The 12,512-nt window shown below is 69.8% G+C and carries 11 protein-coding genes and 3 tRNA genes; 8 read left to right on the top strand and 6 right to left on the bottom strand.

The window, feature by feature from the left end:
- Nucleotides 1-24: 24 nt before the first annotated feature.
- Nucleotides 25-516: a YajQ family cyclic di-GMP-binding protein gene (locus tag ACIRSS_RS30540; protein WP_400864504.1), complete on the bottom strand. Its 492-nt coding sequence runs from the start codon at nucleotides 514-516 to the stop codon at nucleotides 25-27.
- Nucleotides 517-645: 129 nt separating this feature from the next.
- Between ACIRSS_RS30540 and ACIRSS_RS30535 the strand changes: the two genes are divergently transcribed.
- A tRNA-Tyr gene (locus ACIRSS_RS30535) sits at nucleotides 646-728 on the top strand.
- A 222-nt stretch (nucleotides 729-950) separates the two neighbouring features.
- Nucleotides 951-1,745: a class I SAM-dependent methyltransferase gene (locus ACIRSS_RS30530; RefSeq protein WP_400900811.1), complete on the top strand. Its 795-nt coding sequence runs from the start codon at nucleotides 951-953 to the stop codon at nucleotides 1,743-1,745.
- A gap of 68 nt (nucleotides 1,746-1,813) precedes the next feature.
- Here the strand turns inward: ACIRSS_RS30530 and lon are convergent, their stop codons facing one another.
- From lon to ACIRSS_RS30510, 4 genes are all read right to left on the bottom strand, one after another.
- The gene (gene lon / locus ACIRSS_RS30525; protein ID WP_400900810.1) at nucleotides 1,814-4,216 is read right to left on the bottom strand and encodes an endopeptidase La; all 2,403 of its coding nucleotides are present in this window, start codon (nucleotides 4,214-4,216) and stop codon (nucleotides 1,814-1,816) included.
- 100 nt (nucleotides 4,217-4,316) lie between these two features.
- Nucleotides 4,317-5,165: an SAM-dependent methyltransferase gene (locus tag ACIRSS_RS30520; RefSeq protein ID WP_400900809.1), complete on the bottom strand. Its 849-nt coding sequence runs from the start codon at nucleotides 5,163-5,165 to the stop codon at nucleotides 4,317-4,319.
- Nucleotides 5,162-6,016 carry an SAM-dependent methyltransferase gene (locus tag ACIRSS_RS30515; RefSeq protein WP_400900808.1) on the bottom strand — a complete coding sequence of 285 codons (855 nt, stop codon included), beginning with the start codon at nucleotides 6,014-6,016 and terminating at the stop codon, nucleotides 5,162-5,164. Before ACIRSS_RS30515 ends, ACIRSS_RS30520 begins: the two co-directional genes overlap by 4 nt.
- A gap of 70 nt (nucleotides 6,017-6,086) precedes the next feature.
- Complete coding sequence (locus tag ACIRSS_RS30510) at nucleotides 6,087-7,025, bottom strand: GNAT family N-acetyltransferase (protein WP_400900806.1); 939 nt, start codon at nucleotides 7,023-7,025, stop codon at nucleotides 6,087-6,089.
- Between the two features lie 295 nt (nucleotides 7,026-7,320).
- Between ACIRSS_RS30510 and ACIRSS_RS30505 the strand changes: the two genes are divergently transcribed.
- From ACIRSS_RS30505 to ACIRSS_RS30480, 6 genes are all read left to right on the top strand, one after another.
- Entirely contained in the window at nucleotides 7,321-9,966 is a 2,646-nt protein-coding gene (locus ACIRSS_RS30505) for a putative bifunctional diguanylate cyclase/phosphodiesterase (RefSeq protein WP_400900804.1), read from the top strand.
- Nucleotides 9,967-10,046: 80 nt separating this feature from the next.
- Nucleotides 10,047-10,119: transfer RNA gene (locus ACIRSS_RS30500), tRNA-Thr, on the top strand.
- A 51-nt stretch (nucleotides 10,120-10,170) separates the two neighbouring features.
- Nucleotides 10,171-10,243 (top strand) — tRNA-Met (locus tag ACIRSS_RS30495).
- 49 nt (nucleotides 10,244-10,292) lie between these two features.
- Nucleotides 10,293-10,457 (top strand): 50S ribosomal protein L33, encoded by a 165-nt coding sequence (rpmG, locus tag ACIRSS_RS30490; protein WP_005152047.1) that lies wholly within the window; start codon nucleotides 10,293-10,295, stop codon nucleotides 10,455-10,457.
- A 77-nt stretch (nucleotides 10,458-10,534) separates the two neighbouring features.
- Nucleotides 10,535-10,984 carry a MaoC family dehydratase N-terminal domain-containing protein gene (locus ACIRSS_RS30485; protein ID WP_400900802.1) on the top strand — a complete coding sequence of 150 codons (450 nt, stop codon included), beginning with the start codon at nucleotides 10,535-10,537 and terminating at the stop codon, nucleotides 10,982-10,984.
- On the top strand, nucleotides 10,981-11,379 hold the full coding sequence (locus ACIRSS_RS30480; protein ID WP_400900800.1) for a MaoC/PaaZ C-terminal domain-containing protein: 399 nt from the start codon (nucleotides 10,981-10,983) through the stop codon (nucleotides 11,377-11,379). Before ACIRSS_RS30485 ends, ACIRSS_RS30480 begins: the two co-directional genes overlap by 4 nt.
- Nucleotides 11,380-11,559: 180 nt before the next feature.
- On the opposite strand, the gene ACIRSS_RS30475 is transcribed toward ACIRSS_RS30480, so the two are convergent.
- Nucleotides 11,560-12,465, bottom strand: coding sequence for an SGNH/GDSL hydrolase family protein (locus tag ACIRSS_RS30475; RefSeq protein WP_400900798.1), 906 nt, complete (start codon nucleotides 12,463-12,465; stop codon nucleotides 11,560-11,562).
- Nucleotides 12,466-12,512 lie beyond the last annotated feature (47 nt).

Here is a 12,512-nt window from a genome sequence, read left to right as displayed (position 1 = left end):
TACCCGCAGGTCAACGAGGGTAAGTCACCGGTAGTTGGTGAACTGCAGCGCGATTTCGAAGTCCTTGCCCTTCAGCAAGGCGATCACGTCCTGCAGCTGGTCCTTCTTCTTGCCCGACACCCGCAGCTGGTCACCTTGGATCTGGGCCTGCACGCCCTTCGGGCCCTCGTCGCGGATGAACTTCGCGATCTGCTTCGCCTTGTCCGAGGCGATGCCCTGCAGGATCTTGCCCGAGATCTTGTAGATCTTGCCCGACAGCGCCGGCTCGTCGGCCTCGAACGCCTTCAACGAGATGCTGCGCTTGATCAGCTTCTCCTTGAACACCTCGACCGCGGCCAGCGCGCGCTCCTCGGTCTCGGACTCGATCGCGATCGCCTCCTCGCCGGACCAGTTGATCGTCGTGCCCGTGCCGCGGAAGTCGAAGCGCGTGCCGAGCTCCTTGCTTGCCTGGTTGAGCGCGTTGTCCACCTCCTGGCGGTCGACCTTGCTCACGACGTCGAAAGAGGGATCCGCCACGTGTCCTCACACCTCGTACTCGCTTGTCAGGGGCCACCCAGCCTAGCCCCCACCGGGGGACGGGCATCCCGGTTGACCCCCGCTCGAACCCGTTCGGTAAGCTTCTCCCCGGCCGGTGCGACCGGCCATGGCGGGTTACCCGAGTGGCCAAAGGGGACTGGCTGTAAACCAGTTGGCTTACGCCTACGGGGGTTCGAATCCCTCACCCGCCACCCAGCCGAAACGGCCCCGCGACCACCAGGTCGCGGGGCCGTTTTTGCGAGCCAATGACCTCGCCTTTACTCAACCCGCGATTCGGCGGCAATTCCTCGCCGGTGCGATGGAAGATTCATTCGTCCTTTGGAACCCATTTCCGGAAATCACTGGAAAACGGTAACGGAGTTCGCGGCCGGCCCGACCCCGCAGGTGCCGAACCCAGACCAGTGGAGGTACGCATGCCGGTTCCCGGGACGCTCGACCGCCCGACGCGCGACCAGCTCGTGCGGGTCCAGTACGCAGATGCCGAGCTCGTGGCCGACTACGCCGAGGCGTACGCCGGCCGGGGCCCTACCGCCCGGTTCCACCGATCCCGGATCCACGCCGTCGACCAGGTGCTCGCCGACCACCCGGGCGGCACGCTGCTCGACGTCGGCTGCGGGCCGGGGATGATGGTCCGTCATCTCCTGGAAAGCCGGCCGCGGGAATTTTCCGTGACCGGTTGCGACCGGTCCGCCGCGATGGTCGACGCCGCGCGGCGGAACACCGGGGAAGAAGCGAGTTTTTCCGTCGGCGATATCGAAGAAATGCCGTTCGCCGACGGCGGATTCGACGTCGCGCTCGCGATGGGCGTGCTCGAATACGTCGATGTCACGCTGGCGCTGCGCGAAATCGCCCGGGTTGTCCGCCCCGGCGGCCTCGCCGTCGTCACGATGCTCAACCCGCACAGCCCGTACCGGCTGGTCGAGTGGGGCCTGTACTGGCCGGCGCGCCGCGTGCTCGGCGGGATCGAAGAGGCCCTGCGCTTCCCGCGGCACCACGGCGCGCGCCACACCGGGATCCAGGCCTACGCCCCGCGGCGGCTGCGCCACGAGCTGTGGCGCGCCGGGCTGCAGCCGGAGGACACGCTCTACTACGACGTCACGGCGCTGGTGCCGCCGCTCGACCGCATCGTCCGGCGGGACACGAAGACCGCCCGCGGCGCGGCCGGCCTGCTCGGCACCGGGTACCTGATCGCCGCGCGGCGGCTCTGAACGAAAACGAACGGCCGGTTTCCCTGGGGTGGGGGAAACCGGCCGTTCTCAGGTGGCGGCGCTCGGGGTTACGCCGCCTGGGAAACCGGCGTCGAAGCCGGTGTCAGGGCGAGGTCGAGGACCTCGCGGACGTTCGCCACCGCGTGGACGTCCAGCTGGGACAGCACCTCGGCCGGGACGTCGTCGAGGTCCGGCTCGTTGCGCTGCGGGATGATCACGGTCTTCATGCCCGCGCGGTGCGCCGCCAGCAGCTTCTGCTTCACGCCGCCGATCGGGAGGACGCGTCCGGTCAGGGACACCTCGCCCGTCATCGCGACGTCCGCGCGGACCACGCGGCCCGAGAGCAGCGACGCCAGCGCCGTCGTCATCGTCACGCCCGCCGACGGCCCGTCCTTCGGGACCGCGCCCGCCGGGACGTGGACGTGGATACCGCGCTTGCGCAGGTCGCCGACTGGCAGCTCCAGCTCCGCGCCGTGCGAGCGCAGGTAGGACAGCGCGATCTGCACCGACTCCTTCATCACGTCGCCGAGCTGGCCGGTCAGCTGCAGCCCGGACGCGCCGGACTCCTCGTCGGCCAGCGACGCCTCGATGTAGAGGACGTCACCACCCGCGCCGGTCACCGCCAGGCCGGTCGCCACGCCCGGGGTCGCCGTGCGCTGCGTCGACGCCGGCAGCGACGACTCCGGGATGTGCCGCGGGCGGCCCAGGTAGTCGGAAAGGTCCGCAGCGTCCACCGTGAGCGGCAAGGACACCTGGTCCAGCGCCACCTTGGTCGCGATCTTGCGCAGCACCTTGGCGATCGTCCGGTTCGCGTCGCGCACGCCCGCCTCGCGGGTGTACTCGGCGGCGATCCGGCTGAACGCGGCGTCGGTCAAAACCACGTCCGAAGTGCCCAGCCCGGCGCGCTCCAGCTCGCGGGGGAGCAGGTGGTCGCGGGCGATGGTGACCTTCTCGTGCTCGGTGTAGCCGTCCAGCGTGACGAGCTCCATGCGGTCCAGCAGCGGGCCGGGGATGGTCTCGAGCGCGTTGGCCGTCGCCAGGAACACGACGTCGGACAGGTCCAGCTCGACCTCGAGGTAGTGGTCGCGGAACGTGTGGTTCTGCTCCGGGTCCAGCACTTCGAGCAGCGCCGCGGTCGGGTCGCCGCGGTAGTCGGCGCCGACCTTGTCGATCTCGTCGAGCAGCACGACCGGGTTCATCGAGCCGGCTTCCTTGATGGCGCGGACGATCCGGCCGGGCAGCGCGCCGACGTACGTGCGGCGGTGACCGCGGATCTCCGCCTCGTCGCGGATGCCGCCCAGCGCCACCCGGACGAACTTGCGGCCCATGGCCTTCGCGACGGACTCACCCAGCGACGTCTTGCCGACCCCGGGAGGGCCCGCGAGGGCGAGCACGGCACCGGAACGCCGGCCACCGACCGGGCCGAGACCCGACTCGGCACGACGCTTGCGCACGGCCAAGTACTCGATGATGCGTTCCTTGACGTCGTCGAGTCCGGCGTGGTCGGCGTCGAGCACGGCCCGCGCGGCCGCGATGTCGTAGATGTCCTCGGTGCGCTCGTTCCAGGGCAGCTCCAGGACGGTGTCCAGCCACGTGCGGATCCAGCCGCCCTCGGGGGACTGCTCGGACGTGCGGTCCAGCTTGTCCACCTCGGCCAGCGCGGCCTTCTTGACGGCGTCGGGCAGCTCGGCCCCTTCGACGCGGGCGCGGTAGTCGTCGTCCTGCGCGGTGCCGTCGAGCTCGCCGAGCTCCTTGCGGATCGCCTCGAGCTGGCGGCGCAGCAGGAACTCCTTCTGCTGCTTCTCCATGCCTTCGGCGACGTCCTTGCGGATCGTGTCGGTCACCTCGAGCTCGGCCAGGTGCTCCTTGCTCCACTCGAGCGCCTTCTCCAGGCGGACCGTGACGTCCAGGGCGCCGAGCAGCTCGAGCTTCTGGTCGGTGGACAGGTACGGCGCGTTGCCGGACAGGTCGGCGATCGCGGACGCGTCCTCGACCTGCTGGACGGCGTCGATCAGCTGCCAGCCGCCGCGCTGCTGGAGGATCGAGATGACGACGGCCTTGTACTCGGCCGCGAGCTTGGCGGTCTGGTCGTTCGTGGTCTCGGGGGCGCCTTCGGCGTGCACCCAGCGGGCGGCACCGGGGCCGTCGGCGATCCGGCCGACGAGCGCGCGGGACGTGCCGCGCAGCAGGACGGCGGCCTTGCCGCCGGGCACGCGGCCGATGCGCTCGACGGTCGCGACGGTGCCGTACTCGGCGTACTCACCGTGGACGCGGGGCACGATCAGGACCTCGGCCTTGGTGGCGCCGGTCGACCGGATACCCGGGAACGACGCCTGGCTGGGGGTGTTGGCCTGGGCGGACTCCACCGCTGCCCGGGTCTCGGTGTCGGTCAGGTCGAGCGGGACGACCATGCCCGGCAGCACGACGTCGTCATCGAGCGGGAGCACGGGCAGGAGGCGGGTGTCGGACATGTGCACTCCTCGTGTAGTTGAGTCTGCCTAGCTCAACTCTCCGATGGGTGTGTTTGTTTCCGATGGTGCGTTCGCCCACAGCGATCAGGGAAACCGCAGGTCAGAGCGACGGGCGGCGAGCGACGGCGCACCAGGCGAAGGGCCGCGTCTCCGCGTCGATCGGTGTCGGCGGCTCCTCCGGGCGCCAGTCCGGCAGCGATGTCATCCCTGGCGGGAGCAGCGGCCAGCCGCCGAACCACGGGAGCAGCTCGTCGGCCGAGCGCAGCCACGCCGGGTTCGACGTGTCGCGGTAGGCGTCGATGAACCGCTTCACCTCCGCGGCGCGCTCCGGCGGCGCGTCGTCGCGGCACGTGCCGTGCGTCAACGCCAGCCAGCTGCCCGGCGCGAGCTTCTCGCGGTAGGCCGCCATCAGCCCCTCGGGGTCGTCGGACGGCCCGATGAAGTGCATCACCGTGATCATCAGCAGGCACACCGGACGCGACCAGTCGATGAGCGAGGCCGTCACCGGGTCGGCGAAGATCGCCGCCGGCCGCCGGATGTCCCGCTCGACGAGGCCGGCCCAGTCCGTCGCGCCTTCGCGTTCGAGGATCAGCCGCGAGTGCGCGGCCGCCACCGGTTCGTAGTCGACGTAGACGACCGACGCGCGCTCGCCGGCGGGCAGCCGGTCGCGGACGATCTCGTGCACGTTGCCCGCGGTCGGCACGCCGGAGCCGAGGTCGACGAACTGGCGGACGCCCGCGTCCACCGCCGCCGAGACCACCCGGTTCATGAACGCGCGGTTCTGCCGCGAGATCGGCCGGATCAGCGGCCACACCTTCTCCACGCGCCGGCCGAACTCGCGGTCGACCGCCCAGTGCTGGTCGCCGCCGAGGTACCAGTCGTAGACGCGCGCCGCGGACGGCTTGTCGGTGTCCACCCCGGCCGGGGCGATCGGCGCTCCTTCGCTCACGAGCCCGGCTTGACCCCGATGCCGCACCAGGCGAACGGCCGCGCCTCGGCCTCCAGGGCGTTCAGCTTCCGGTCCGGCCGCCAGTCCGGCAGATGCACGATGCCCGGTTCCATCAGCTCCCATTCGCCGAAGAGGGGCTCGATCTCGTCGCGGTCGCGCAGCCACACCGGGTTGCTCGTTTTGCGGTACTGCTCGACGAACCAGCGCAGCCCCTCCAGCGCCTTGCCGGTCCCGTCGCCCTCGCTCATCTGCGAGATCGCCAGCCAGCTGCCTGGCGCGAGCTTGTCCCGGTACGCCTTCAGGATGCCGACGGGGTCGTCGTCGGGCCCGACGAAGTGCAGGACCGCCATCATCATCAGGCAGACCGGCTGCGAGAAGTCGATGAGCCGCTTCGTCTCTTCCGCGCGCAGCACGGCTTTCGCGTCGCGCATGTCGGCCTGGACGATGCCCGCCCAGTCCGTCGCCATCTCCTCTTCGAGGATCAGCGTCGCGTGGGCGACCGCCACCGGCTCGTAGTCGACGTACACGACTTTCGCGTCGTGGTCCTCGGGCAGCTCCGCCTCGACGACCTCGTGGACGTTGCCCGCCGTCGGGACGCCGGAGCCGAGGTCGATGAACTGGCGGATGCCGGCCCGCAGCGCGGCCCGGACCGCGCGGTTCATGAACTCGCGGTTCTGCTTCGAGCCGGGGCGCACGAGCGGCCACTGCTGCTCCATGCGCCTGCCGAACTCGCGGTCCACGGCCCAGTTCTGCGTACCGCCCAGGTACCAGTCGTAGATCCGGGCCGCGGACGGCTTCTCGGTGTCGACGCCTTCGGGTGCTCTCGGCGCCGAATCGCGCTGGTCGGTCACTTCCGGCTCCCCTCGCTGCTCGCGGGACCAGCCTATAAGGACCGGCCACCCGGGGTAAGCCGCCAGTCGTTCAGCGAACGGCCGGCCGGCGCTGCCAGTACGTCCACAGCGGGCGGTAACCCTGCGCGTACCAGAACGGCGTCGACAGCGGGTTCGCCGCCGCGTGGTGCAGCAGGACGACGTCGGCGCCGACCTCGTCCAGGACGTGGTGGGCGTGCGCGGCCAGCGCGGTGCCGACACCGGACGACCGCGCGGTCTCCGCGACGGCCAGTGAAGAGAGGTAGCCGACGCGCGACGCGTTGACGCGGTCGCTGATCCAGCCGGTTTCGCCCGGGTGCTGGACGTTCACCATGCCGAGCGGACGGCCGTACAGCTCGGCGATCCACAGCGGCGGCTCCGGCCGGTTCAGCTGCTCGGCGAGGTCCTTGGCCATGATGTCCTCGACGCCCTTGCGGAAGTTGACCGTGCCGTACTGCGCGTCGAAGGTGTGCAGCTCCAGGCCCAGCGAGACGACGGTTTCGAGGTCACCGGGCTCGGCGCGGCGGATCTTGACGCCGGGCGTGCCGCGCGGGCCGGCCGGGACCGTCCGGTCCGCCGGGCGGACCGCGATCACCCGCAGCGGCGCGAACCCGTGGTGCAGCATTTCGCGCGTACCGGCGGCGTCGCGGCTCGCCCGCGGCACGATCGCCGCGGTCTCGGTGTCGCCGCGCTCGGCGACCGCGCGCAGATGTTCATCCCATCGTGTGAGGAGTGCGTCGAGGGCCTCGGCGGGCCGCGGACCGGCCAGCTGGAGGTCGAGCCGGTGCTCGGTGAGCGCCCGCCACGGCGCGTTCGGCGCGTCCTGGTGGACCTGGATGCGCGAGGCGAGGGCGGAGGCGGCGGAGTCGCCCGTCGCGACCTCCAGCACCACCGCGCTTTCGGCCGCTTCGAAGGGGGAAGAACCGGGGAGCAGGGAGTCCACCGCCGCGAGCCGGGCCGCGTGTTCGGTGGCGATCACGTCGCTGTGCATGGACTCATTGAAGCGCTACCCGGGATGCCGTGTGCAAAGGACTGACCCCTGGTTCACCACCCGATGCTTGGGGGTCCGGGTGGCGGAGCCCCCGGCCCGGGGCGAAGCCCCGGTTAGCACAGAGTTTCACCCCTTGGTCCACGCAGGTCAGCGCCATCGAGGCATTGTTAACCCTGGGGTGATCTCCTACTGTCTCGAAAGGGACACGGGTACGCCCTACGGGGTACGGTATGGCCCTTGTCCACACCCGAAGTCACGGATCAGTACCGGTGGACAAGCCGGGAGGGAAGGTCGGATGCCGGACACCAACGCCCACGGCGACGCCGTCGCGCAGGCGCAGCCCGGGCCGGGAACCGCTTCCGGGACACCGCCCGTCTCCGTCGAAGCCCGCACGGACGAACGCCGGTTCCGCGCGTACACCTTCGCCGTCCTGAGCATCGGGCTCGTCGCCGCGTTCGCCGTCGGCTCGTGGCTGCCGTTCCACTGGGACAGCCGGCTCTTGTGGATCGGGCCCGTGCTCGCGGTCGCGTTCCTGCTCGCCGAACAGCTCGGCATCAACGTCGACGTCCGCAGCGGTATCTCGTGGACGATCTCCTTCACCGAGATCCCGCTCGTCATCGGGTTCTTCGTCGCGCCGTTCGAAGTCGTGCTGGCCGCGCACCTGGTCGCCGGCATCGGCACGCTGCTGGCGCGCAAAGTCGCCGGCCGCGTCCTCTACAACGCGGGCGCGTTCCTGCTCGAGATCACCGGTGCCTTCGGGGTCGCGGGCCTGGTGAAGGTCGCCGCCGGCGCCGGGGCGGGCGACAAGATCCCGTGGATCGCCGCGCTCGCGGGCACCCTGACCGCGCCGCTGGTGAGCACCCTGCTCGCGCTCGCCGCGGTCCGTGTCCTGCGGCGCCGCATGCGGGTCAGCACGGCCGTCCGGCTCACCGCGCGGATCCTGGTCGTCGGGTTCGTCAACGCCTCGGTCGGCCTGTCCGGCTACCTCGTCATTTCGAACACGCCCAAGGCGTGGCCGCTGGTGCTCGCCGTGTTCCTCGGCCTGACCGCGTTGTACTGGGCCTACTCCGACCTGCTGCGCGAGCAGCGGGACATGGAGGCGCTTTCCGACGTCAGCCTGATGGTCGCCCGCTCCGGCCAGCAGGCCGCGGCGCGGCCGGCCAGCCGCGCGGACGAGCTCGTCGGCGGCGTCGACGTCCGCGAGTGGGCCACGATCGCCGAGCGCATCAAGGACCAGCTCGCCGCCGGCCGCGTCGTGCTGAGACTGCGGCTCGAACCGAAGGACGCCATGCGCGTCGTCGTCGCCGGCGACGACCTGCCGCCCGCCGACCCGGCCGCCGACGACCCGCTGCTGCGCCTGCCCGGCGCGCACGTCCGGCACTTCCGGATCACCGAAGCCAACCCCGACGTCCGCGCGGCACTGCTCGACCGCGGCGCGCAGGAAGCGCTCGTCGTCCCGCTGCGCAGCGCGAACCAGCTGCTCGGCGTCGTCGAGGCGCACGACCGGCTGTCCCGCTGGCGCGGGTTCGGCAAGTACGACGTCCAGCTGCTCGGCACGATGGCCAGCCACCTGGCGACGTCGCTGGACAACCGGCGCCTGCTCGCCACGCTCCGCCACGACGCCTACCACGACCCGCTCACCGGGCACCTCAACCGGCCGGGCTTCCGGCAGGTGGCGAAGGAACCGTTGCGGGACTTCGCGAACGCCGTCGTGCTGCGGATCGACCTCGACGTCTTCTCGACCGTTTCCGACGCGCTCGGCTACGCGTGGGCCGACCGGATGGTGATCGCCGCCGGCCGCCGCATCCGCGACGCGCTCGGCCCCGACGTCCCGCTCGCCCGCCTCGAAGGCGCGTCGTTCGCGGCACTGCTCGTCGGCTGCCCGCCGGAGGACGCGCACGCGGCCGCCGAACGGCTGCGCGAGGAGCTTTCCGCGCCGTACCCGGTGGACCGGCTGTCGGTCGAGGCGAACGCGATGATCGGCTACGCGACGACGACGCCCGAGGAGTCCGGCGACGTCGTCGACATCGAAGGCCTGCTGCAGCGCGCCGACGTCGCCGTCCGCGCCACCAAGGGCGGCGAAGAGGTCCGCGGCTACGTGCCGAGCATGGGCCAGATCTTCCTGCGCCGCTTCCAGATGGTCACGCAGTTCCGGCAGTCCCTCGAGGACGGCCAGGTCAGCGTGCACTACCAGCCGAAGATCACCCTGCCGAACCGGCAGGTCCAGGGCGTCGAGGCGCTGGTCCGCTGGGTGCACCCGGAGTTCGGCCGGCTCGGCCCCGACGAGTTCGTCCCGGCCATCGAGGCGGCCGGCCTGATCGGCGTCCTGACGGGTTTCGTGCTCGGCGAGGCGCTCAAGCGCTGCCGCAAGTGGCTCGACGAGGGCCTGCGGATCTCGGTCGCGGTCAACCTGTCGGTGCGCAACCTGGCCGACGAGGACTTCCCGAACAAGGTGGCCCGCGAGCTGGAGCACTACGGCATCCCGCCGGAGCTGCTGACGTTCGAGCTGACCGAGTCCGGCGTGATGTCCGACCCGCAGAAGGCGCTGCCGATCCTGCGCGAGCTGCACTCGCTGGGCATCACCCTCGCCGTCGACGACTTCGGCACGGGCTACTCGTCGCTGGCCTACCTGCGGCAGCTGCCGGTCGACCAGGTCAAGATCGACAAGAGCTTCGTCCTCGGCATGGGCACCGACCTCGGCGACCTCGCGGTGGTCCGCTCGATCGTCGAGCTGGGGCACTCGCTGGGCCTGACGGTGGTCGCCGAGGGCGTCGAGGAGGACGTGGCGCGCGACCAGCTCGAGGCGATGGGTTGCGACGTCGCGCAGGGCTACCTGATCTCGCGGCCGCTGCCGGAGGACCGCCTGGAGGCGTGGCTGCAGGCCCGCACGGCGCGCTCCCCGGGACGCCACTCCGAGACCGTGCTTACCCTGCTGACCTGAGGTTTTGTGCTAACGGGACCCCGGTTGCACGGCCGAGTGACGGGGGTTGGTAATCTTTCCAAGTCCTCGCGAGAGGCCAGGCCCCTTTAGCTCAGTCGGCAGAGCGTCTCCATGGTAAGGAGAAGGTCTACGGTTCGATTCCGTAAAGGGGCTCTCGACCTCTAGCCGCGTCACGCCCGCGTGTCGCGGCTTGGGTCATGTAAGGGCGGTGTAGCTCAGTTGGCAGAGCAAGCGGCTCATAATCGCTGTGTCGCCGGTTCAAGTCCGGCCACCGCTACGCGGTAACGACGGGGCTGGCCCCCGGACCTGAGAGAGAAGGAAACGCTGTGGCTGCCACCGACGTGCGACCCAAGATCACGCTGGCGTGCGAAGAGTGCAAGCACCGCAACTACATCACCAAGAAGAACCGGCGCAACAACCCGGATCGCCTGGAGATGAAGAAGTTCTGCCCGAACTGCGGTACGCACCGGACGCACAAGGAAACCCGCTGACGTAGCGCGTTCACCCAGCTTTCGAGAAGCCGCCCTGGACCACCAGGGCGGCTTCTTGCTGTTGGTAGCCTCCTCGGGTGCCTTTGGACGAGTCGTTCACCGGGCGGGTGTACCCGCCGCAGACCAGCTACGAAGTGAGCCGGGAGAAGATCCGGGAGTTCGCCGACGCGATCGGCGACGACAACCCGGTGTTCCGCGACCCCGAGGCGGCCCGCGCCGCCGGGCACCCGGACGTGATCGCCCCGCCGACGTTCATCACGATCGTCAACCTCGCCGCCATCAACGCGATCGTCAGCGACCCGGAGCTCGGGCTCGACTACTCGCGCATGGTCCACGGCGACCAGCAGTTCAGCTACAGCCGCCCGGTCCGCGTGGGGGACAAGCTGCTGCTGACGACGCACATCGACAAGATCATGGCCCGGGCGGGCAACGACTTCATCAACTTGCGAGCGGAGATCGCCGACGGCGACGGCGAGCACATCGCCACGACGCGGGCCCAGCTGGTGGTCCGGGGGGAGGACGCGTGAACATCGGCGACGAGCTGCCCGCGATCGAGGTCCGGGTGACCCGCGACCAGCTGGTCCGCTACGCGGGAGCGGCGATGGACTTCAACCCGATCCACTGGAACGAGGCGTTCGCGAAAGGCGTAGGACTCCCGGACGTGATCGCCCACGGAATGCTGACGATGGCCCTGGCCGGCCGGGTGGTGACGGACTGGCTGGGCGACCCGGCCAAGCTGATCGACCTGAGCGCCCGCTTCACCAGGCCGGTGGTGGTCCCCAACACGCCCGAGGGGGCACTGGTGGAGTTCTCGGGCAAGGTGGGGGCCTTGAACGAGGACGGAACGGCAAGAATCGACCTGGTGGCCAAGTTCGAGGGCAAGACGGTCCTGGGCAAGCCCCAAGCTTTGGTGCGCATCTAGCGTCAGCGAGACCAACGCAGGGGCGCACGAGAACCGGCACGGATGAGCACCCAGACCTCCCCGCACCCCGATCCGAAGCCAGAACACGGCCGGCGGCGCCGGGTCAAGGCATCTTTCCCGCCTTGACGCGGTGTTGCCGGCCGTAGTGACAATGACAGCTTCGGGGTGCCGGAAGAGAACTCAGGGAAGCTTGAGAACCCCAAGCACAGCATCAGCCATCCCCTGCTCACCCCGAACATTGGGATGAAGCGGAGCGGTCCGGGAAGCGGGAATGACGCCTTCGACCCACCGCACATCCGAAGCAGAACAAACATCATGCCCCTTGCTGGGCGCGGCGGTATCCGCATAACCCGCATGATGAGCATCAGCTTGATCTTCAAGCATCTTGTTCAACTTCCCCAACGCCCCCCGGAAGTAGTCGACATCCCCGGAGCCCACGGGAAGAACGGGCCAGCACCCATCCCCATCAGGCAAAACGGTCGGATACCCGACAACGACGATCTTCGCCTTGGGCGCCTTCTGATGGATCTTGTCGAGAACAGCCCCCACCTTCGGAGCGGCGGCATCGATCCGCTCGGCGAGCTGATCATGCCCACCAGCGGTGAGCCGATCCCGGCAAGGCGACCCGGACGGATGCGCGGTCGCACAGGACGAAGCAATCGAAATGAACCCGACGTCGTTCCCGCCGATCCCGAGCGTGACGAGCGTGGTCTTGGAGTTGACGGCATCCAGCTGAGCAGGGTTAGTACCGTCGGAAGTCTTCTGAGGCGAGGTCAAATTAGCGGTGGTAGCCCCACTGCAGCTGACATCAGCCAGCTCAGCGGGCTTCAACTTCGCGGAGACGACATGAGGGTAGTTGTCGAGCGAACGCTGGCACCCGGGCGGAGGACCGGCTTGCCGCCCGTTGTGCGGCGACGACGTGTACGAGTCGCCCAACGCGACGTACCGCCCGGACCCACCCCCGGTGTCGGCACCGGTGTCCGGTGGAGCGGACGAAGAGCCGTGCTGCCACTTGTAGTACCCGAAGGCCAGCAGACCGACGACGATCACCACGACGAGGCAGCCGCCCCCACTGTTCTTGGCCACACGTCGTTTCTACCGAAGCGGGGCCGGTCCCGAAGTGGGCAATCCGG

The organism is Amycolatopsis sp. NPDC101161, assembly GCF_044768185.1.
Classification (GTDB): Bacteria; Actinomycetota; Actinomycetes; order Mycobacteriales; family Pseudonocardiaceae; genus Amycolatopsis.
The sequence above is the reverse complement of the archived record's forward strand: the minus strand, read 5'-3'. Positions and strand labels throughout refer to the sequence as shown.

Coding starts and splice junctions, on each gene's coding strand:
- ACIRSS_RS30530 (WP_400900811.1), top strand. CDS start 951: ATGCCGGTTCCCGGGACGCTCGACCGCCCGACGCGCGACCAGCTCGTG.
- lon (WP_400900810.1), bottom strand. CDS start 4,216: ATGTCCGACACCCGCCTCCTGCCCGTGCTCCCGCTCGATGACGACGTC.
- ACIRSS_RS30510 (WP_400900806.1), bottom strand. CDS start 7,025: ATGCACAGCGACGTGATCGCCACCGAACACGCGGCCCGGCTCGCGGCG.
- ACIRSS_RS30505 (WP_400900804.1), top strand. CDS start 7,321: ATGCCGGACACCAACGCCCACGGCGACGCCGTCGCGCAGGCGCAGCCC.